This window comes from Mesorhizobium sp. P3_A8 (genome assembly GCF_056402995.1).
Genome location: NZ_JBFUGI010000009.1, coordinates 198,378 through 217,952 on the forward strand (window position 1 = coordinate 198,378; position 19,575 = coordinate 217,952).

A 19,575-nucleotide genomic window follows, 5' to 3' on the forward strand; every position below is an offset into this window, starting at 1 on the left:
CGAAGGGGTGACAGAGTGGTGACCGGCAAAGGCATCGTCATCCGCGAGGCGCATTTCCCCGGCCGCGCGCCGATCGAGGCCTACGGCAATGGCGGGTTCCGCTTTGCCGACATGTCGCATCGCGGCTCGCTGCTGTGCCTGCCCACAGGCATCCATGGCTGGGAGCCGGCAGATCCGCTGGCGCTGACGGTGGCGGATTTCGAAAGACTGCTGGCGGAGGCCGACAAGGTCGAGATCCTGCTGGTCGGCATGGGCAGGGATCTCCGGCCGTTGCCGGCGGCGCTGCGGGCGGCGCTGAAAGAAGCAGGCATTGCGTCCGATCCGATGTCGACGGGTGCTGCGGTGCGGACCTACAATGTCCTTCTGGCGGAAGATCGCGCCGTGGCTGCCGCGCTCATCGCCGTCGATTGATATGGCGCAGAATGCAGAAACCGTCATGGACGCGGTGCGCGCCGCCGACCACGACCGCTATCTCACGGCGCTCTACGCGCCGGCCGACAAGCGCGATGCGCTGTTTTCGCTCTACGCTTTCAATGCCGAAATCGCCGGCATCCGCGACCGCATCCACGAGCCGTTGCCGGGCGAGGTGCGGCTGCAATGGTGGCGTGACCTCATCGCCGCCGATAATGATGGCGCGGGCGTCGGCCATCCCGTCGCCGACGCGCTGAAGGCGACAATTTCTGCCGATCGCCTGCCAAAGCTGGCATTCGACAACATGCTCGAAGCGCGCATCTTCGATCTCTACGACGATCCGATGCCCTCGCGCACCGATCTCGAAGGCTATTGCGGCGAGACGGCAGCCGCGCTCATCCAGCTTGCGGCGATGGTGCTCGATCCCGACGAGGCGCCAACGTTCGCCGAACTGGCGGGCAGGGCGGGCTGTGCGCAGGCGATGACCGGCCTCTTGCTGCTGTTGCCGCTGCACCGCAAGCGCGGGCAGTGTTTTATCCCGGCTGATCTCCTGGCCGCGGCGGGATCGTCGCCGGAAGAGTTTGTTGCCCGCGATGGCGGGCCTGGCGCGCAACGCGCCGTGGCGGCTATGATCGCGCTGGCGCGCGAACACCTTTCGGCTTTCGAGCGGGGCGCAGCTGGGCTGCCGGTGGCGTTGCGCCCGGCATTCCTGCCGCTGACCCTGTCGCGTGCCTATCTCGACAAGATGGAAGGGTCGCGCCCGCTCGAAGGCGTCGTGCGGCTATCCGCCTTGCGCCGGCATTGGCTGCTGTTGCGACGCGCGAGCAAGGGCTGGCCGGCACTTTGACGTAAACGTCAATCGTGTTAAGGATTCGGCCGAGCCGAGAACTGTCGCCGAAGACGACAGGCTGGCCCGGAGGAAATCCATGAGCTTGCCCGTGCTGGTCGCGATCGTCGCCCTTGGCATTGCGCTGTCGGTCGCCGCCGTGCATTTCACCGGCGGCAGCAAGACGGCGACGCTGGCCGACGCGGATCAGGCGTTGCGCCGTTTCGCGGAGGATTATCCTGACGAGATGGCTTCTACAGTCCGCCTGACGGCGGATGCCAAAACAGCATTTCTGGACCTTGGACGAGGGCGAATCGGCATCGTTCACAGCATCGGCGACTGCTTTTTGACCCGCATCGTCACGGCTGCCGACGTCTCGATGTCCAATTCCGACGAGACGAACACAATTCTGATGCGGCTGACGGACTTCACCTGGAAAGGCGGCCGATTCCGCTTCGCCGGTGCCAGCGATGCGCAGGCCTTGCTGAATGTTCTCGGGCCGCACCATGCAAGTTCCGCCAGGGAGGCCGCGTGATGGACAGCTATGATTTTCCACAGGTCACCCAACTGGCCATTCCGTTCTTCGTCGCCGCCATCCTGATCGAGCTCTGGCTGGTGCGCACCGGTCGCGCCAAGGGCTCGTTCGAGACGCGTGACACGCTGACCAGCCTGATGATGGGCACCGGCAATGTCGTCGCCGGGCTGCTGCTGGGCGTCGTCTCCTACTGGGCGCTGCTTTGGCTGTGGCAGTTCCGCGTCTTCAATCTTGGCCTGTCGGTGTGGGTGTTCCTGGCTGCCTTCCTGCTCGATGATCTGCGCTACTACGTCTACCACCGCATCGCGCACCGGGTGCGCTGGGTGTGGGCCGAGCATGTCAACCATCACTCCAGCCAGCACTACAATCTGTCGACGGCGCTCAGGCAAAGCTGGACCGGGCTGTTCACCTTCATGTTCGTGCTGCAGGCGCCGCTGGTGCTGCTCGGCTTCCATCCGGCGGTGATTGCCTTCACCTTCGGCTTCAACCTCGTCTGGCAGTTCTGGATCCACACCGAGACGATCGGCAAGATGTGGGGCTGGTTCGAGCTTATCTTCAACACGCCGTCGCACCACCGCGTCCACCACGCCACCAACCCGCGCTATCTCGACGCCAACTATGCCGGCACGCTGATCATCTGGGATCGGATGTTCGGCACCTTCGTCGAGGAGCTGGAGGACGACCGGCCGCGCTACGGCATCGTTAGGAATCTCGGCACCTTCAACCCGCTGAAAGTGGCGTTTCATGAGTGGATCGGCATGTTCAGGGATGCGTTTGCGCGGGGGCTGACGCTCAGCGATCGCCTGAATTACCTGATCAAGCCGCCCGGCTGGAGCCATGACGGCTCGCGTGACACATCGGAGACGCTGAAGGCGGCCTATGTCAGGCGAAATCCGGGTGAGGCGGGCAAGCCGGGGTTGCCGATGGCGCGTGCTGAGCCGGCTGAATAGCTGTTTTGTCCGCTAAGAGGGGTCGCTCGAACCGCCATCGCGCATCAGTGTCTCGTAATCGCGGCCGCCATAGAAGATATTGACGATGCGGACGAGATCGCCGTCGACGATGTGGTGATGACGGCGGAATGCTCGAACGGAACTGTTCGCAATCCGGGCACGATGTCGTCGCGGGAGCGGCCGCCTCGAGGCGCATTGCCGATGCTCTGGCAGCGGTCTTCGATACGCAAAACCAATTACAGTGCGACGTCAGGACTTCCGCCGGCCTCGACGATGTGTCTGAAAATGTCGGCCAGGTCATCCCTGGCGTCCTCTTGGTACTCGACATCAAGCCGCTGAATCATCAGCGCGGCTCGAATATTGGTCAAAGAGCCCCCGGAGGTGCTTGCGAACCTCTTCTCCCGAGTGGCTTGGCCTCGCATCCTCGATCGACGCCTTCACCCGGGCCCGGATCGAGGCCATGCGTTCAGCATGTTCTTCCTCTTCGCGCTGGAAGGCGCGGAGCGCCGCGCGGATGACTTCGCTCGCCGAGCCGAAGGAACCGTCCTCGACTTTCTCGCGGATCATGCGCGCCATGGCGGGCGTGACGGTGACGGACAGTTTTTCGGCGGATTCCATAGAGCGCCTCCGGTGGGCAGAAAGTAGGATAGTATCCTACTTTCTGCTTCGGTCCAATCCCCAGGTTTGCTACTCCGCTGCTTGCGCCCGCGCCGGCAACCCAAGCCACTCGCGGCAATCGCCCAGCGCGCGCGAAGTGATGGCGTGCCGTTTTGCGACCGTCTTGTCCTTGCCGCGCAGGCGCTTGCCTTCGATCTTCACAGCTTCCACCGGCGGGAACAGGCCGAAATTGACATTCATCGGCTGGAAAGAGCGCTTGCCCGGCTCATCGTCGGAAACGATGTGACCGCCGGTGATGTGATTGAGCAAGGCGCCGAAGGCTGTGGTGAGCGGCGGCAGCGAGGGTGCCTGGCCGAGCCTCTCGGCCGCGGCGAAGCGGCCGGCGAGCAGGCCGATGGCAGCACTTTCGACATAGCCTTCGCAGCCGGTGATCTGGCCGGCAAAGCGCAGGCCGGGGCGCGACTTCAGCTGCAGGGATTGGTCGAGCAAGGTCGGCGAATTGATGTAGGTGTTGCGGTGCAGGCCGCCGAGGCGGGCGAAATCGGCGTTTTCCAAGCCCGGAATGGTACGGAACACGCGCACCTGCTCGGCATGCTTCAGCTTGGTCTGGAAGCCCACCATGTTGTAGAGCGTACCCAGCGCATTGTCCTGCCGCAGCTGGACGACCGCATAGGCTTTCACCGTCGGATTGTGCGCATTGGTCAGCCCCATCGGCTTCATCGGCCCGTAGCGCAGTGTCTCGACACCACGCTCGGCCATGATCTCGATCGGCAGGCAGCCGTCGAAATAGGGCGTGCCTTCCCATTGCTTGAACTCGGTTTTCTGGCCATCGACCAGTGCCTGCACGAAGGCAAGGTATTGGTCCTTGTCCATCGGACAGTTGATGTAGTCCTTGCCGGTGCCGCCCGGTCCAACCTTGTCGTAGCGCGACTGGAACCAGCAAATGTCCATGTCGATCGTGTCGAAATGGATGATCGGGGCAATGGCGTCGAAGAAAGCCAGCGCATCGGCGCCGGTTGTCTCGGCGATCGACTGGGCGAGCGCAGGCGCAGTCAGCGGACCCGTGGCGATGATCGCCTGATCCCAATCCGCTGGCGGCACGCCGGGCACTTCCTCGCGCTGGATGGTGATCAGCGGGTGCGCTTCGAGTTTTTTCGTCACCGCTTCGGAGAAACCGTCGCGGTCGACGGCCAATGCGCCGCCGGCTGGCACCTGGTTGGCGTCGCCGGCGCTCATGATCAGCGAGCCGGCCAGCCGCATCTCGGCGTGCAGCAGGCCGACCGCGTTGTTCTCGGCATCGTCGGAGCGGAAGGAATTGGAACAGACAAGCTCGGCCAGGCTATCGGTCTTGTGCGCGTCGGTGCCGCGCACCGGGCGCATTTCATGCAGCACAACGGGAACGCCGGCTTGCGCCGCCTGCCATGCGGCTTCGGAACCGGCGAGACCGCCGCCGATGATGTGGATGGGGTTTTTGCTCATGAGCGCCGGAATAATCGCTTGGTGCGGCGATTGCAATTGCCGTGCTGCGGTAACGGGACACGCTCGGTCGAGAAGCCTGCCCTGAAAACAACAACACCCGCCGGGGGAGGAGGTCCGGCGGGTGTCGTTTTGGGGGTCGATCCTCGGGAGGAGGTGAAGATCGACCGTATTCGTCATCGCCGGGGAGGAGGTCGGCTTTGACGAAATCTCTTTCGCGTTTTGAAAAGGGGCGAAACCCTTTTGGAGCAAAATTCATTTTGCTCCGGGAGCAAAAACTCGTTTTGCTCCGGGGAAACAGCGCCCGCCGCGGGAGGAGGTGCGGCGGGCGCCGTTTTTGTGGCCAACCCTCGGGAGGAGGTGAAGGTCGGGCCTATTCGTCATCGCCGGGGAGGAGGTCGGCTTTGACGAAATCTCTTTCGCGTTTTGAAAAGGGGCGAAACCCTTTTGGAGCAAAATTCATTTTGCTCCGGGAGCAAAAACTCGTTTTGCTCCGGGGAAACAGCGCCCGCCGCGGGAGGAGGTGCGGCGGGCGCCGTTTTGGTGGTCAACCCTCGGGAGGAGGATAAGGGCTGACCGTTCGCTGGAGGTCGGGGAGGAGGTCGACCCCAGCGAAATTCTGTTAGATCGCCCGGCGGGCGATGATCTTGATTTCGTCGCGGACGATACCGAGATCATGCAGCTGACGGTTCGAAAGGCGACCCAGCTCGGTAACCGTCTCGCGATAAACGCGCCAGTTACGATAGTTGCGGATCAGGTTCATTGTCGTTCTCTTTTCAGAAACTTGTTCGGACCATTTGCGGTCCGAAGAATTAGACCGCCTTGCGAGCGACGTAAGGAATGTCGCTGCGGCTGATGCCGAGGTCGGTCAGTTCACGGTTGCTCAGGCGGCTCAGCTCGGACACGGTGTCCCGGTAGCGGCGCCAGTTGCGGTAGTTGCGGATCAGGTTCATGGTAGTTCTCGTTTCGTCTTTCTTGCGGATCATTCCGTTTGTGTACGAACCATAAATAAGCGGGCTCATATCGATTTAAAAGCGCTATGGCTGCATGGCAGCAATGCAAATTGTGCAATGCAACATTAACGCGCCTCACGGACCGGACACAAAGAAGCCAGAATCAGAAAGTGCCGTGACGTCAACGGTTTGGCTGGTTCGGCTGAAAAAACGACCTAGCGGGGGAGGCAGGACATGGCGGGCTACTCGACACGGGTCAGGTCCGATATTGCGCGGTGGCTCCAGGCAGGCCTGATCGACGCCGCGACAGCCGATTCCCTGACGCGCGACGTCGAGGCCAACGAACGCAAATCACTGAGCTTCGGCTCGATCCTGGCGATGATGGCGGCGCTGCTGTTTGGCGCGGCCATCCTGATCTTCGTCGCCGCCAACTGGGATGCGATCCCGCGGCTGGCGCGGGTGACAGCGCTGTTTGCCATCATCCTTGGCAGCTATGTCGGCGGCGCGGTGCTGAAGTCGCGCGACCATGCGGCGATCGGCGAAGCTCTATGGATCGTGGCGGCGGCGGCCTTCGGTGGTTCGATCGCGCTGATCGGCCAGATGTATCATTTGTCCGGCGACGAGGCGTCCGCGCTGATTACATGGGGCGCCGGCACGGCGCTGGCGGCGGTGGCGCTGCGGTCGAACCCGCTGACCGTCGCTTCGGTCGGTATCGCCGACGCATGGCTGTTCCTCAAAGGGTTCGACTATTACAGCCGTAGTGAGTTTCCGCATGCCTTCGTCGTCATGGCGGTCGTGCTGTTTGCTGTGTCGTTCTGGACCCGCAGCCAGCCGGCGCGGCACCTGATCATCCTGTCGCTGCTCTTCTATCTCGTGCTGTTGGCCGGGAACCACGCGACGCTGCCGGTGGCGATCCCCCTGGTCATCGTCTCTGTCGTGCTCTTCGCGGCTGCCGTCTTCGCACCGGAGCCGGTCGACCGTGTCGTGCAGCTTGGGGGCCGCTTGCCGCTGCACGCGCTGCTCGGCTTCCTCACAGGTCTGGCCATCATCCAGTTCGAACTGGCCGATGAAAGCACTTACAACAGCGGTTTCACCATCGCCTCGGTCGTCGCGCTGGCCGGCATCGTCGCCGCTATCGTGCTGGCAGGACGGGAGAGCCGAGGCCTGCGCTGGCTTGCCTATCTCGGCTTCGCCTTCGAACTCGCCATGATCTATGTCGTCACCTTGCAATCGATGCTCGATACGGCCGGCTTCTTCCTTGCCGCCGCGGTGCTGCTCGGCATGCTGGCGATCGTCATCATCCGGGTCGAAAAACGCATGAAGGGTCCGGCCACCGGGGGAGACACGGCATGATGACCGGAAAGCGGCTTGTTATCTCGGCGCTGGTGCTGGCGCTCGTCCAGATCGGCTTCCTGAGCTGGATCATCGCCGGCCGGGCGGCGATCCTGCGCAACGGCAAGGAAGTGCTGCTGAAGATCGAACCCGTCGACCCGCGCGATCTGCTGCGCGGCGACTATATTATCCTCGGCTATGACATCTCGCGCATACCGGTGAAAATGATTGCCAACATTCCAGCCGATAAACTTTCCAGCGACGACACGTCGATTGTCGTCCGCCTGAAGAAAGGTGCCGACGGCTATTGGACGCCGACCACCGCCTGGTTCGGCAAGGCACCGACGCCGGCTGCCGCGGATGAGGCGGACATATCGGGCCATGTCGCAGCGGGCTGGGACCTGCGCAGCGAGGGCACGACGATCGCGCCGGATTACGGTATCGAGCGTTTCTACCTGCCGGAAGGCCAGGGCATGGCGATCCAGAACGACATGCGGGTGCGCCCGTTCGGCATAAGGCTGGCGCTTGCCAGCGACGGCACCGCCCAGATCAAGGCGCTGGTCGACGGCGACAAGATGCTGTTCGAGGAACCGCTATATTAATAACGATGGATGCCGGTGATCGGTGCGAATCAAGAGACCAGAACCCCTAAATCGGGTGTAAGGGCCTTGCCGTACAAGCGTTGCGGCGGCGCGGCACCGGAATGGACTCATTTTTGTATCAACTGCGGTACCCCGCCGGGGGCGTGTGCCACTATACGAAATAGCCAAACAGATTTTTCGCAAGGAAGTTCACCGACTCAGGGATGGAGAACTCCGCTGATCAACTCCGGACCTTACTCGTCTCGGCGGTGATTTTGGGATAGGGACCAATCGATATTGTGTAGCTAAAGTCTGCTACGCCTCTTTCCTGCTTGTGTATCGAGGGGCTGCGCACAACCCAGTCATAGACGCCAGAAACCATGCAGCGATCGTTTGCACAGGTGACCACAATGCTGTCATTGCGGACGTTATACACGCGTTCAGGCCATCGCCGGTAATAGTTCCTCTTGTCCTGAATGATCGAACTCAGGTTCGTCAACTTGCCATAATAGTCGACCGTGCGAGCGTAGGACGCCTGAACTTGAGCAAGAGCGAAATCGTCGTTGTCGCCATGATGCTCGATCAGATCCTTGACGAAGGCGACCGCAACGCTCTCCGCCTGTTGCCCTGCGTCGGGTGCAGGCACAGGCATCGCCGCAGGATCTGGCCTGGTCGACACCTGCGATGTATCTGCGGGCGATTGGTTCGCTGCGACATTGGTCACACGCAACTCTGCCATTTCGCTGGCCGATAGGTATCTTATGTCATCCTTGTCATAGCTCGAAGCCAATTCCATCAGCTTGGGGTCCACTCCCATCTCGACTACATAGGATGTGATTGCGGCCGTTCCGAGCTGGACACGGGCCTTTGCTTCTTCGCGGGACATCCCGTCAGCCGGTTTCAAAAACGCCCGATGAACGCCGATAGAACCTGGTTCGGCAACGCGGTGGACGCCACCCAAGAAGGCCAGTGAGCAGGCTGAAGCGCACTGCAATTGGCGAACCTGAAGCGTATCCAACCCTGCCGCACGGATCATACGCCCCAACCGAAGCGCGCTGCCGACATTGCCGCCGGGGGAGTTGAATACGATCCTCCGGGCCCCGCTGCTCACAACCGCGTTGCTAAAAGCGTTCACAGGTTCATGTTCGTTGAACTCGCCGGAAACAACAAGAAACGGCTGCTGCCCTGGAGGCGAAACAGGCGTGTATTCCAGGGCCTCAACCTTACATGTTGCTGCCGCGACAATTGACCCTACCGCCAGAACTAGAGAAACTACACGCACGACAGAGCCCCAACCTGCTGCTGCAAATAAGAACCTGTCAACGAACTATTTCAAGGGCCTTGCTTGAGAGTTGGATTTTATGGATGGCCTGCCACCCCGCTCGAAGAGCGAAGGGTGGTGCGGGTAGAGGGACTCGAACCCCCACGATCTCTCGCCAGAACCTAAATCTGGTGCGTCTACCAGTTCCGCCATACCCGCGTGGTCCGGCAATCCCATGTAGCCATCATTCTGTCAATCTCAGGTTCAAGATGTTGGGTCAGGTCCAAAATGTCGGTGAGGGCCAGAATGTCGGGTGAGGGCCAAAATGGTGGTTATTCACCTAAACGCGAAGACTGTTGAAAATTAGCCTCGCCTGTGACAAAAGGCGTGTCAAATGTGACGGGACGCGACGATCCGCTTCTGCAGAATGTGATAAGAAGTAGGAAAAACAAGAACTTATTCACATTTTGGAACGCAGTTTGGGAGAGTTTGAGCCGTAATTTCGGTCAAATCGCCAGGTTCCGTACCAAAAGCCATTCCCGGCAAGATTATACCGGCAGGCTGTAAACGGCAGAGGCCGTGGCAGTCTCATTGGTGAAAACAAAGGTTTTACGATGCAGGTCACCGAAACGCTCAACTCCGGTCTCAAGCGCGAGATCAAGATCACCGTGCCGGCGGGTGACATGGAAGCCAAGCTGATGGCGCGGCTGTCGGACGCCCGCAACAAGGTTCGCATCAACGGCTTCCGGCCGGGCAAGGTGCCGGTGCAGCACCTGCGCAAGGTCTACGGCAAGTCGTTCATGGCCGAAGTGGTCAACGAGATTCTCAACGATTCGACCCGTTCGATCATCACTGGCCGCGGCGAAAAAGCCGCCATGCAGCCCGAAGTCATCATGACCGAGGACGAGAAGGAAGCCGAGAAGATCCTGGCCGGCGGCACCGACTTCGAGTTCCGCCTCAACTACGAGATCATTCCGGCGATCGAGATCAAGGATTTCTCCGACATCAAGGTGACGCGTCAGGTGTTCGACGTGCCGGACACCGAGATCGACGACCAGGTCAAGCGCGTTGCCGAATCGGCACGCAGCTACGAGCCGAAGACCGGCAAGGCGGCTGAAGGCGACCGCGTCAGCATCGACTATGTCGGCAAGATCGACGGCGAGGCCTTTGCCGGCGGCGCCGGCACCGACCAGCCGCTGGTGCTCGGCTCCAAGGAGTTCATTCCGGGCTTCGAGGACCAGCTGGTCGGCGCCAAGGCTGGCGACGAAAAGCAGGTCACCGTGACCTTCCCGGAAAACTACCAGGCGGCCCATCTGGCCGGCAAGGAAGCCACCTTCGACGTCACCGTCAAGGAAGTGTCGAAGCCGGGCGAACTGGAAATCAACGACGAGACCGCCAAGAATCTTGGCCTGGAATCGCTGGAGCGCCTGCGTGAGATCGTGCGCGGCCAGATCGAGAACCAGTTCGGTTCGATGACGCGCCAGAAGGTCAAGCGCCAGCTGCTCGACCAGCTCGACGCGGCCTACTCGTTCGAGGCGCCGTCGAAGCTCATCGAGGCTGAGTTCAACAACATCTGGGCGCAGGTCAACCGCGATCTGGAAGCCGCTGGCCGCACCTTCGCCGACGAAGAGACGACCGAAGAAGAAGCCCGCGCCGAATATCTGCGTCTTGCCGAACGCCGCGTGCGCCTCGGCCTGGTGCTGGCCGAGATCGGCGAGAAGGCCGGTGTCACCGTATCGGACGAGGAATTGCAGCGCGGCCTGTTCGAGCAGGTTCGCCGCTTCCCGGCCAACCAGCAGCAGGAAGCGTTCGAGTTCTACCGCAACAATCCCGAGGCGCTGAATGCGCTGCGCGCGCCGATGTTCGAGGAGAAGGTGGTCGATCATCTGCTCGGCCAGATCTCGGTCACCGATGTCAAGGTCAGCAAGGAAGAGCTGATGGCCGACGACGAGGAAGCGGAAACCACGACCAAGGCCAAGCCGGCGAAGAAGGCCGCGGCCAAGAAGGCCGAAGCCAAGGCTGATGAGGCTGGCGACGAGGCGGAAGAGCCGAAGAAGAAGGCTGCGCCGAAGAAGAAGGCCGCCAAGGACGCCGAATAAGTTCTCGCGTTTGATGAAATCGACGAAGGCCGCCCTCGGGGCGGCCTTTTTCGTTGCGAAACTGCAACAGCCGATTCGCTTCGCGGGAGGCAGCACTTGGCTATACCAAGCGCTAATCACTATCTGCGCTGTTGCTGTAAACCGTGTGGTTCCTGGAGGGGGCGTTGAGCCTATTCTTCGAAACGGGGCGTACCGTTGCCCTGGCGCTCGTTCTGGCCTTCGCCTGTGATGTTGCCCAAGCCGACGCGCTTGCCGGCGACTGGCGCTTCGGCACGGATGACGGTGGCCTTGTCACCGCGTCGCTTCATGGCACCAACAAACTTATCACCGGTGGCGGCGCCCTGAGCTACAGCCCGGTGCTGACCATTGCCTGCCGGGCAGACGGCGAACCGCGCTGGACCGAATGGCTGCAATTGAATGACGGGGTTTCGGCCAGCCGCAAGATCACCATGTCGGTTACCGTCGACGGCGGCGGCAAGTTCGACGAGAGCTGGTCGGTCGGATCGCGCGGCCGAATGCTGATGCGCGACGGCGCCGACGGCATCAAGCGCCTTGTTCCCGCAAGCCGGCTGTCGCTTTCCTGGCGGTTCGGATTGTTGTCAGGCCGCGGCCAAGCGGATTTCGACCTTGCCGGGCTTGAAGAGGCGGTCGAGCAGATCGCCGGGACCTGCCATACCGATCCGCCGTGATCAGACCTCGGGCGGTCTAGCCGGAAAATGACCCACGAAACCGCTTCCCCGAAAAGACTTCGAGCGCTTGCGGCTTTTCACCGCCGACAATCCAGTCCGTCAGGTATTTGGTGACGCCAAGGGCGATGGCGAAGCCATGGCCGGTCCAGGCAAATCCATAGATGGTGTTGTGCAAGGCAGCAGGCGTGTCGACGATCGGGATGCCGTCGATCGCACAACTCTCGACGCGGGACGCATCGACTTTCAGGAAGGCGGATTCGTCGATGAAGGGCAAGGTCGCGATGGCATCGGTCAGGCCTAGCGCTGTCGCACTGAGCGACCCCTTCCAACGGCCCTCCGGCGAATAGGCGACGCTCTGGCCGCCTGAAAGCATCAACGTCCCATCCTGGATCTGCTTCACCGACAGCGTGCGGTGGGCATGGCCGAGAAGATGATTGATCCTTTTGCCGTGCGGGTTGGTGACGAACATCATCTGCGGCATCAGGGTGGTGACGGGCAGGATTTCTTGCGGCTGGAGAATCGGTTTCAGCAGCGGGACGACGCCGTTGTTGGCCAGGAGAACGAGCTTCTCGCCAACCGGCACGACTTCGCCGCTCGCCAGCCTGACCCCTGTTGCCCTCCCTTTGTCGTGGAGGATTTCGGTGACGCGCGTGCCGGTGCGCAGGTTCGCTCCGGCCTTGCGCGCCTGTTTGGCGAAGGCCTGCGTGGCGAAGGTGTGATCGCACACCCCGTCATTCGGGCAATAGATCGAGCCGATCAGATCCCCCGACAGTTCCGGCTCACGTTCCAGCGTTTCGTCACGGTTGAGAAGCTGGGAGGGAACGCCAAGCGCGTTCTGTGCCATGGCCATGGCTTCCATGGTGCCGCGCACCTCATGTTCATGGCCGCCGCGCGGGATATTGAAGAGATGAAGGCCGCCGATCCGGCGGTAGCCGACGCCGCCTTCGAATTGTTCCTGATATCTCGCCCAGAGCGGAAAGCCGACAGTCGCCATCGGCAGTTCGCGCAAGTCGCGGCTGTTGGCGCGCACGCCCCGTTCGCCGGAACCGCCCGATGCGCCGGCCGCGATCTCGTCGGCCTCGATCAGGGTAACGGTCCGGCCGGCCCGCGCCAGGTTGTAGGCAAGGCTGGTACCGTAGATGCCGCCTCCGACGATCACGATTTCAGACGCGGTGGCCTGTGTGGTCATGCTGTCAGTTCCTTCTCGATATTCTTTCGTGTGTATCGCATGTGTGGGAAGGTCGGCTCATTTCAAGCCGTTGCCGCCGGACAGGAATTGCCGGAAGCATTCGGACCGGCCGGCAGCGAACATGTCGTGGGGAGAGCCTTCCGCCTCGACCGCGCCCTTGTGCAGGAACACGACCTTGCTGGAGACGTCACGGGCGAAGCCCATTTCATGGGTAACGACCAGCATCGTCCTGCCTTCCTCGGCGAGCGCGCGCATGACACGCAGGACCTCGCCGACAAGCTCGGGGTCGAGCGCGGAGGTCGGCTCATCGAAAAGCATGACCTTCGGCTGCTGTGCCAGCGCCCGGGCGATGGCCGCACGCTGCTGCTGACCGCCTGAGAGATGGGCGGGATAATGATTGCGTTTCTCGGCAATGCCGACCTTCTCCAGAAGTGCCTCAGCCTCCTCCACACAATCGGCGCGGGGACGCTTCTGGACATGGATCGGGGCCTCGATCAGGTTTTCCAGGATCGTCATATGAGACCAGAGATTAAAGCTTTGAAACACCATGCCGATGCTTGCGCGCATGCGTTGCAACTGGTGCCTGTCGGCTGGCCGCGTCCTGCCACCGACCTTCTTCAGCCCGATGGTCTCTCCGCCGACCTCGATCTGCCCGCTATCGGGCGTTTCAAGCATGTTGATGCAGCGCAGCATCGTCGACTTGCCGGAGCCGGATGAGCCTAGGATGGAGACGACATGACCTTCCATCGCTTCGAGCGAGATGCCTTTGAGCACCTCGAGGGCGCCGAAGCTCTTGCGGAGTTCCGTCAGGCGCACGGCCGGCTTGAGCTGGTCAGTCATGAGGTTCCTCCTTGCCCGGGCGCCGCAGCCGGAGGCGGCCTCAGCTCGGCGCTCAGCGCGTATTCGGCCCACTGAACGAGCCGCGTGACGGTAAAATTGAGGAAGAGATAGATCGCGGCCGCGACGATCAGGATTTCGATGGCACGGAAGGATTCGGAAATGAGCTGTGCTGCCAGGCCGGTCACCTCCATCAGGGTGATGATGGAGGCCAGCGCCGTCGATTTTATCATCAGGATGAATTCGTTGCTGTATCCCGGCAAGGCATGGCGCAAGGCAAGCGGGAAGACGATGCGGCGGTGGAGCGTGAAGTCAGACATGCCGCACGCCCGTGCGGCCTCGATCTGACCTGATGGAACCGAGAGCAATGCACCGCGAATGATTTCACTGGAATAGGCGGCGGTGTTCAAGGTCAAGGCGATGAGCGCGCACCAATAGGGTTCGCGCAGGAGAGGCCAGAGAAAACTGGCCCGCACCGCATGGAACTGGCCAAGGCCATGATAGATCAGGAAAATCTGCACCAGCAGCGGCGTGGAGCGGAAGATGAAGACGTAGAAGGATGCGGGCCAAGCCAGGAGCCGCAGACCTGACAACCGCGCCAAAGCGAGCGCGACGGCCAGAACGGCACCCAGCGCCACGGAGGATATTGCGAGCTGCAATGTCAGCGGCACCCCCGTCAGAAGCTTCAGCAGTGTCTCGTACAGGAATGGAAGATCCATCAGGCCCGCCTCGCGCCGAGTGCGAGCCGTCCCTCGGTCCACCGCAGAAGCCATGTCGAGAACGATGAAATGGCCAGGTACAGGAGGGCGGCGGCGAAGAAGAAAGTGAATGGCTGGCCGGTCGATCCGGCGCCGATCTGCGCCTGGCGCAGGATTTCCACCAGCCCGGTGACCGAGACCAAGGCAGATTCCTTGAGCACCAGCTGCCATACATTGCCGAGACCCGGCAGGGCATGGCGCAGGACCAGCGGAGCGATGATGCGGCGAAACATCGTCAGGCGGGACATGCCGGCGGCGATCGCCGCTTCGATCTCTCCGGGCGAGACCGCGCGATAGGCGCCGCGCATGACTTCAGCCTGATAGGCGCCGGACACCAGCCCGATCGCCAATGCACCGGCCATGAAGCCGGGCAGGCTGACGAAACCCGAAATGCCGAACAGGCCGGCCAACGGTGTCAGGACCGCGCTTGAGCCGAAGTAGAAGAGATAGATGACGAGAATGTCTGGTATGCCGCGAAGCACCGTGGTGTAGGCGTCGGCGAGCAACCGCGGAAGAACGCCACCCTTGATCTTTGCCCACGCGCCGAAGCTGCCAACCAGGAGGCCGAAGGCGTAGCCTGTCGATGCCACGGCGAGCGTCATCATCGCGGCTTGAAGCAGTGCCGGTCCCCAGCCGGCCTCACCAAATCCCAGAACGAAATCGAAAGCTGTCATTGCGGGCTGACATCCCTGAAACCAGCTGCATGGGAGGTACGAAGTGAGCGACCCGCCGCCGGGTCGCTCATCGCGTGAGGTGGCGACAATCGCGGACAGGCGCAAAGCCGCCCGCTCTCGTCCGTTTCAATTGTTCACGGAGATATCGACGCCGAACCATTTTTCCGTCAGCGCCTTGTTGAAACCGTCGGCGTTGACTTCATGGATCACAGCGTTGAACTTGTCCTTCAACGCGGTGTCGCTCTTGCGAAAGGCCACGCTTGTTCCGCTGGCCAGGAGAAAAGTCGGTCCTACGAGTTCCGCCTCGGCCATGTCAGGCTTTTTCAGCGCCTCGGCGAGAACCGTGATGTTGGCCATGGTGAGATCGATGCGGCCCGCCAGAAGATCGAGATTGGCTTCATCCTGCGTCTTGTAGGATCTGACCGTGACCGCGTCCTTCAGATACTCGTCGACAAATTTGCCTGCCGTCGTCGATCCCTGGATGCCGAGGACTTTCCCCTTGAGCGCCGCGTCGAGCTTTTCGACAATGTCCTTTGATCCTGCGGCTTTGTCGCGGAGATCGAATTTGTCATGCCAGGGGAGAGCCTCAGCCAAACCGCTGCCATTAAGCGCCAGGAAAGCGTTGGGCGCGGTGGAATAGGGATCCGAAAATGCGGCCACTTCCGCTCGCTCGGGGGTGACGCCCATGGAGGCGATGATCGCATCGAATTTTCCGGCGTTCAGTGCCGGCAGCATCCCGTCCCAGTTCTGCGCGACGATCTCGCATTGCGCCTTCATGCGCTTGCACAATTCCTTGGCTAGGTCGATCTCATAGCCGGCAAGCGTGCCATCGGGGAGCGTATAGTTCCACGGCGCATAGGCGCCTTCGGTTGCGATGCGGATGTGGAGCGCGTCCTGCGCCAACGCCTCACCACAGGAGTAAAGGCCAGCCAGCGATAGCGCTGCCGCCAGGATGGTGTTTCTGATCATTTGAAGCTCCCTCTCTTGTTTTTGAAACGCCCGCAGCCTCACCGCCGGCGATAGGAAAAACCGATATCCTCACACAGGGCAGGCGGGGGTATCGATTTTTTCCGCTGTCGGCGAATGCCTATCCAGAACAGACTGGGGCAGGCTATTCGCTCGACTAGAAAGGAAACTTCCGACGCATTCCAATATGAAATGTTGCGCGGAATATAGCTTTTTCCTATAGGTTTTGCCTCAATCGAGCTGGGGGTCGCTGATGAACTACAAGCAGCTTGAAGCATTCCGGGCGGTCATGGAGGCAGGAACGGTGACCGGCGCGAGCGAGATTCTGCACATCGCCCAGCCTTCGGTCAGCGCGCATATCTCGAACCTGGAACATGCGCTGAAAATCCCGCTGTTCATTCGTCGGGCGGGACGTCTGGTTCCGACGGCGGAAGCCATGCTTCTCAACGAAGAGGTCGGGCGGATCGTCAAGGGAATGGGAAGGATACGGCGCCTGGCAGGAGATATCAGGCAACTGGAAGCCGGGCGGCTGATGATCGGTGTCTATCCGGCGCTTGCCAGCATCGTCTTGCCCCGTTTCCTGAAATCATTTGCCGGGCATCACCCGAAAGCGCGCATGAGCATCTTTCCGGCGGCCTCGCTGCGGATCGCGGAGTTGACGGCAAACAAGGAGATCGACATCGGCCTCATTCAGATGCCGGTGGTGGATCCAGCCATTGCCTGCGATCTGATTTTCCAGACGGAATGCGTCTGCGTGGCGCCGCTCGACCATGCATTCGCCAATGATAGCGTGATTTTCGCAGCCCAGCTTGAAGGTCAGGAATTCATCGCGCTTGGCCGCGAGGACCGCACGCGGCAGGATATCGAGCGTGTTCTGGATCATGCCGGCGTTGCCGTCGACCACCGTTTCGAAACGCCGTTCGCCGATACGGCGTGCGCGCTGGTCGCACAGGGCCTGGGCGTGTCGATCGTCGATCCGTTCTCGGCGGCACGATGGGCCGGTAAATTGACGATACGCCCCTTCAGCCCCGATCTTCTCTGCGACATCTACATGGTCAGAAACAGAGCCCAGGTTTCTTCCATGCTGCAGCAGGCGTTCGAGCGGGAATTCCGAACCGCGCTCGAGGAGAATGTGAGCGGAGGCATGCGCTTATTTTAAGGTGTGTTGATATTCAGGTGATGCCGGCCTGCAAATGGCGGCTCTCTGCGCTTCCGGTGCTCACGGACCCAAATGTCCGCTCCGCTCCGGTTCTCGCAAGCCACCATTTTCGGCTCGGCCTGATCTGAATCTCAAAACACCTTAGCCGGCTTAGCAATCCTATTTCAGCAGATCGACCAGCACGTCGAACGCCGCGTCGATGTCTGCGCGGATCGCGATCCGCACCGCCTCCTCATTCCGGTCGCGCAGGGCAGCAAACATCTGTTTATGGTACGTGTTCGCGGTCGAGTAGGAACCATGCAGCATGTTGAAATAGGGGCTGATCTGCAGCCATAGATCCTTGATGATCTTGAGCAGGGTCTCGGAGCCTGCCGCCCGGTAGATCGCGAAGTGGAAGGTGTAGTTCGCCCTGAGATAAGCCTTTACGTCGTCCGCGCCATTCGCGCGTTCCAGCGAGTCCAGATCGCGCGCGAAAATCGCAAGGTCCGCCTCACTGCGCTTCTGCGAGGCCCAGCCGGCAGCGATGGCCTCTATCTCAAAACGCACATTGCGCAAATCGGTGAGCCGCTCGCGGCTGAGTGCCGGAATACCGATCGAGCGCCCCGACACCACTGTCAGCGCGTTGGCGGCCGTCAGCCGCCGCAGCGCCTCCCTGACCGGCATCGGGCTGACGCCAAACGCGTCGGCGAGACTCTGCACCGTGACCATTTCGCCAGGTACGATGCTGCCGTCGAGGATCAGTTCAGTGACCTGACTATAAACCCTGTCCTGCAGAGTTTCCTTGGACAGTGGAACGATCTCGACACCGGGCTTCCTGAACGCCGATCCAGTCATCTCCCGTCAACCTTCCCGCGCAAAGGCTGCGCCATCACCCGTGTCCGGAATGCAAGGTTCCCGCCGCGGCGTCAAGCGCTGGCAATCGTTGTTTTGATACAAAGTGAATTCATCATTGATCTTTGATCAAATGATGTTAGGGTCATCGACATCGGATGGCGAGGGCTACGTTTCGTGTCCTCGGGAGGCATTCGGTCGTTCGTTTCGGGAGGAATTCACATGGGTATCGGATTGAAAGTCCGGCGGCTCGCGCTGCTGGCGGGCATGGCTGCTTGCGCCGTTGGCATGTCGGGCGCGCAAGCCGCTGAAAAGCACAAGATCTTTCTCAGCATGAGCTACATCGGCAATGACTGGCAGGCCGAGGCGGCAAACATGGTCAAGGCCATGGCCGCTCACAAGAGCCTTGCCGACAAGGTCGACCTGCAGGTCCAGGTCGCCGGGCCCAACGCACAACGCCAGATCCAGCAGATCAACGCCATGGTGCAAAGCGGCGCCGAGGCGATCGTCGTCTATCCGATCTCGCCGACCGCGCTCAATCAGGTTGTGAAGAATGCCTGCGACAAGGGCGTGAAGGTTTTTGCCTATGACGCCGAGATCACCGAACCTTGTGCCTACAATGTCCACATCGACCAGCTGGAAGCGGGCAGGGTAACCGCCGAATGGCTGGTCAAGAAGCTCAATGGCAAGGGTAACATCATCGCCATTACGGGCGTTCCCGGCACATCGGTCGACGACCAGCGCACCAAGGCCGCCAAGGAAGTCTTTGCCAAATATCCCGACATCAAGATTGTCGGCGAGGCTGTCGGCATGTGGAGCCAGGCAGTCGCCCGCACCGAGCTCTCCAAGATCCTCGCCACGCGCAGCTGGGGCGACATCAACGGGTTGTGGATGCAGGTCGGCTGCTTCACCGCCAACTCAATGCAGCTCGAGGCCGGCAAGAAGGCCAGCGAACTCCTGCCGTGCGCCGGCGAAGGCTCCAATGGCGGCCGCATCCAGATGCTGCCGGAGGGCACCGACGTCGAGGGTGCGGCTCCGCCCTATGCACCATCGGGCGCGCAACGCATTTCCTATGCCTCTCCACCATATTCCGGTGCGCTGGCGCTAAAACTTGCCGTCGAGGCGATCGAAGGCAAGGACGTGCCGAAGACCACGATCCTGCCGCTGCCGCTCGTCACCAATGAGACGATCAAGCTATGCGACGAAGGCACATGGGCGGAGATGAAGGCCGGCTGCAATGTCTTCAAGCCGTCGCTGGTGTCCAATCCCGGCTGGTTCGCTTCGATCTTTTCCGACCAGACGCCGGAGATCGGCCTGAACGCCGCGCTCGTCGGACAGCCGGAGAACTGAGCCTCCCAAGGCCAATCGCGACGATGCACGGATATCTTGTCCGTGCATCGTCGATCGGCGCCAATGCGTGGCGCCCAAAA

General features: G+C 61.3%; 21 protein-coding genes and 1 tRNA gene. 10 read left to right on the forward strand and 12 right to left on the reverse strand.

Translation table 11 applies throughout. The annotated features are described in order from the left end of the window. The first annotated feature begins 18 nt into the window (after nt 1-18). From AC1DX4_RS21985 to AC1DX4_RS22000, 4 genes are all read left to right on the forward strand, one after another. Nucleotides 19-411: an Mth938-like domain-containing protein gene (locus AC1DX4_RS21985; RefSeq protein ID WP_477222389.1), complete on the forward strand. Its 393-nt coding sequence runs from the start codon at nt 19-21 to the stop codon at nt 409-411. A gap of 1 nt (nt 412) precedes the next feature. After that, on the forward strand, nt 413-1,258 hold the full coding sequence (locus AC1DX4_RS21990; protein WP_477222390.1) for a phytoene/squalene synthase family protein: 846 nt from the start codon (nt 413-415) through the stop codon (nt 1,256-1,258). Between the two features lie 79 nt (nt 1,259-1,337). Further along, on the forward strand, nt 1,338-1,772 hold the full coding sequence (locus tag AC1DX4_RS21995) for a hypothetical protein (RefSeq protein WP_477222275.1): 435 nt from the start codon (nt 1,338-1,340) through the stop codon (nt 1,770-1,772). After that, nucleotides 1,772-2,722 (forward strand): sterol desaturase family protein, encoded by a 951-nt coding sequence (locus AC1DX4_RS22000; RefSeq protein ID WP_477222276.1) that lies wholly within the window; start codon nt 1,772-1,774, stop codon nt 2,720-2,722. The genes AC1DX4_RS21995 and AC1DX4_RS22000 overlap by 1 nt, the downstream gene beginning before the upstream one ends. Nucleotides 2,723-3,049: 327 nt before the next feature. On the opposite strand, the gene AC1DX4_RS22005 is transcribed toward AC1DX4_RS22000, so the two are convergent. From AC1DX4_RS22005 to AC1DX4_RS22020, 4 genes are all read right to left on the reverse strand, one after another. Then, complete coding sequence (locus tag AC1DX4_RS22005; RefSeq protein ID WP_477222277.1) at nt 3,050-3,340, reverse strand: type II toxin-antitoxin system ParD family antitoxin; 291 nt, start codon at nt 3,338-3,340, stop codon at nt 3,050-3,052. 69 nt (nt 3,341-3,409) lie between these two features. After that, nucleotides 3,410-4,819: a methylenetetrahydrofolate--tRNA-(uracil(54)-C(5))-methyltransferase (FADH(2)-oxidizing) TrmFO gene (trmFO, locus tag AC1DX4_RS22010; RefSeq protein ID WP_477222278.1), complete on the reverse strand. Its 1,410-nt coding sequence runs from the start codon at nt 4,817-4,819 to the stop codon at nt 3,410-3,412. A 619-nt stretch (nt 4,820-5,438) separates the two neighbouring features. Next, a complete protein-coding gene (locus AC1DX4_RS22015; RefSeq protein WP_019858543.1) occupies nt 5,439-5,579 on the reverse strand; it encodes a DUF1127 domain-containing protein in 141 nt (46 codons plus the stop codon). Between the two features lie 49 nt (nt 5,580-5,628). Next, nucleotides 5,629-5,769: a DUF1127 domain-containing protein gene (locus AC1DX4_RS22020; RefSeq protein ID WP_013531315.1), complete on the reverse strand. Its 141-nt coding sequence runs from the start codon at nt 5,767-5,769 to the stop codon at nt 5,629-5,631. A gap of 234 nt (nt 5,770-6,003) precedes the next feature. Here AC1DX4_RS22020 and AC1DX4_RS22025 point away from each other — a divergent pair, with 234 nt between their 5' ends. Then, nucleotides 6,004-7,122: a DUF2157 domain-containing protein gene (locus AC1DX4_RS22025; protein WP_477222279.1), complete on the forward strand. Its 1,119-nt coding sequence runs from the start codon at nt 6,004-6,006 to the stop codon at nt 7,120-7,122. Further along, nucleotides 7,119-7,703, forward strand: a complete 585-nt coding sequence (locus AC1DX4_RS22030) for a GDYXXLXY domain-containing protein (RefSeq protein WP_477222280.1) — start codon at nt 7,119-7,121, stop codon at nt 7,701-7,703. The genes AC1DX4_RS22025 and AC1DX4_RS22030 overlap by 4 nt, the downstream gene beginning before the upstream one ends. 220 nt (nt 7,704-7,923) lie before the next feature. Here AC1DX4_RS22030 and AC1DX4_RS22035 read toward each other — a convergent pair whose 3' ends face one another. Continuing rightward, nucleotides 7,924-8,964 (reverse strand): COG3904 family protein, encoded by a 1,041-nt coding sequence (locus tag AC1DX4_RS22035; RefSeq protein ID WP_477222281.1) that lies wholly within the window; start codon nt 8,962-8,964, stop codon nt 7,924-7,926. A gap of 115 nt (nt 8,965-9,079) precedes the next feature. Further along, a tRNA-Leu gene (locus AC1DX4_RS22040) sits at nt 9,080-9,162 on the reverse strand. A gap of 395 nt (nt 9,163-9,557) precedes the next feature. Between AC1DX4_RS22040 and tig the strand changes: the two genes are divergently transcribed. Continuing rightward, on the forward strand, nt 9,558-11,042 hold the full coding sequence (gene tig, locus AC1DX4_RS22045) for a trigger factor (protein ID WP_477222282.1): 1,485 nt from the start codon (nt 9,558-9,560) through the stop codon (nt 11,040-11,042). Nucleotides 11,043-11,206: 164 nt separating this feature from the next. Continuing rightward, nucleotides 11,207-11,731, forward strand: coding sequence for a hypothetical protein (locus AC1DX4_RS22050; protein ID WP_477222283.1), 525 nt, complete (start codon nt 11,207-11,209; stop codon nt 11,729-11,731). Between the two features lie 16 nt (nt 11,732-11,747). On the opposite strand, the gene AC1DX4_RS22055 is transcribed toward AC1DX4_RS22050, so the two are convergent. The 5 genes from AC1DX4_RS22055 to AC1DX4_RS22075 form a co-directional block, all read right to left on the reverse strand. Continuing rightward, complete coding sequence (locus AC1DX4_RS22055) at nt 11,748-12,920, reverse strand: NAD(P)/FAD-dependent oxidoreductase (protein ID WP_477222284.1); 1,173 nt, start codon at nt 12,918-12,920, stop codon at nt 11,748-11,750. A gap of 57 nt (nt 12,921-12,977) precedes the next feature. Then, nucleotides 12,978-13,760, reverse strand: a complete 783-nt coding sequence (locus AC1DX4_RS22060) for an ABC transporter ATP-binding protein (RefSeq protein ID WP_477222285.1) — start codon at nt 13,758-13,760, stop codon at nt 12,978-12,980. Then, on the reverse strand, nt 13,757-14,476 hold the full coding sequence (locus AC1DX4_RS22065; protein WP_477222286.1) for an ABC transporter permease: 720 nt from the start codon (nt 14,474-14,476) through the stop codon (nt 13,757-13,759). The genes AC1DX4_RS22060 and AC1DX4_RS22065 overlap by 4 nt, the downstream gene beginning before the upstream one ends. Then, nucleotides 14,476-15,189, reverse strand: a complete 714-nt coding sequence (locus tag AC1DX4_RS22070) for an ABC transporter permease (RefSeq protein ID WP_477222287.1) — start codon at nt 15,187-15,189, stop codon at nt 14,476-14,478. Before AC1DX4_RS22070 ends, AC1DX4_RS22065 begins: the two co-directional genes overlap by 1 nt. Before the next feature lie 126 nt (nt 15,190-15,315). Continuing rightward, nucleotides 15,316-16,158, reverse strand: coding sequence for a transporter substrate-binding domain-containing protein (locus AC1DX4_RS22075; RefSeq protein WP_477222288.1), 843 nt, complete (start codon nt 16,156-16,158; stop codon nt 15,316-15,318). Nucleotides 16,159-16,408: 250 nt separating this feature from the next. Between AC1DX4_RS22075 and AC1DX4_RS22080 the strand changes: the two genes are divergently transcribed. After that, nucleotides 16,409-17,314 (forward strand): LysR substrate-binding domain-containing protein, encoded by a 906-nt coding sequence (locus AC1DX4_RS22080; RefSeq protein ID WP_477222289.1) that lies wholly within the window; start codon nt 16,409-16,411, stop codon nt 17,312-17,314. A 159-nt stretch (nt 17,315-17,473) separates the two neighbouring features. On the opposite strand, the gene AC1DX4_RS22085 is transcribed toward AC1DX4_RS22080, so the two are convergent. After that, nucleotides 17,474-18,148, reverse strand: a complete 675-nt coding sequence (locus tag AC1DX4_RS22085) for a GntR family transcriptional regulator (RefSeq protein ID WP_477222290.1) — start codon at nt 18,146-18,148, stop codon at nt 17,474-17,476. 219 nt (nt 18,149-18,367) lie between these two features. Here AC1DX4_RS22085 and AC1DX4_RS22090 point away from each other — a divergent pair, with 219 nt between their 5' ends. After that, nucleotides 18,368-19,495 (forward strand): sugar ABC transporter substrate-binding protein, encoded by a 1,128-nt coding sequence (locus AC1DX4_RS22090; protein ID WP_477222291.1) that lies wholly within the window; start codon nt 18,368-18,370, stop codon nt 19,493-19,495. Nucleotides 19,496-19,575: the final 80 nt, after the last annotated feature.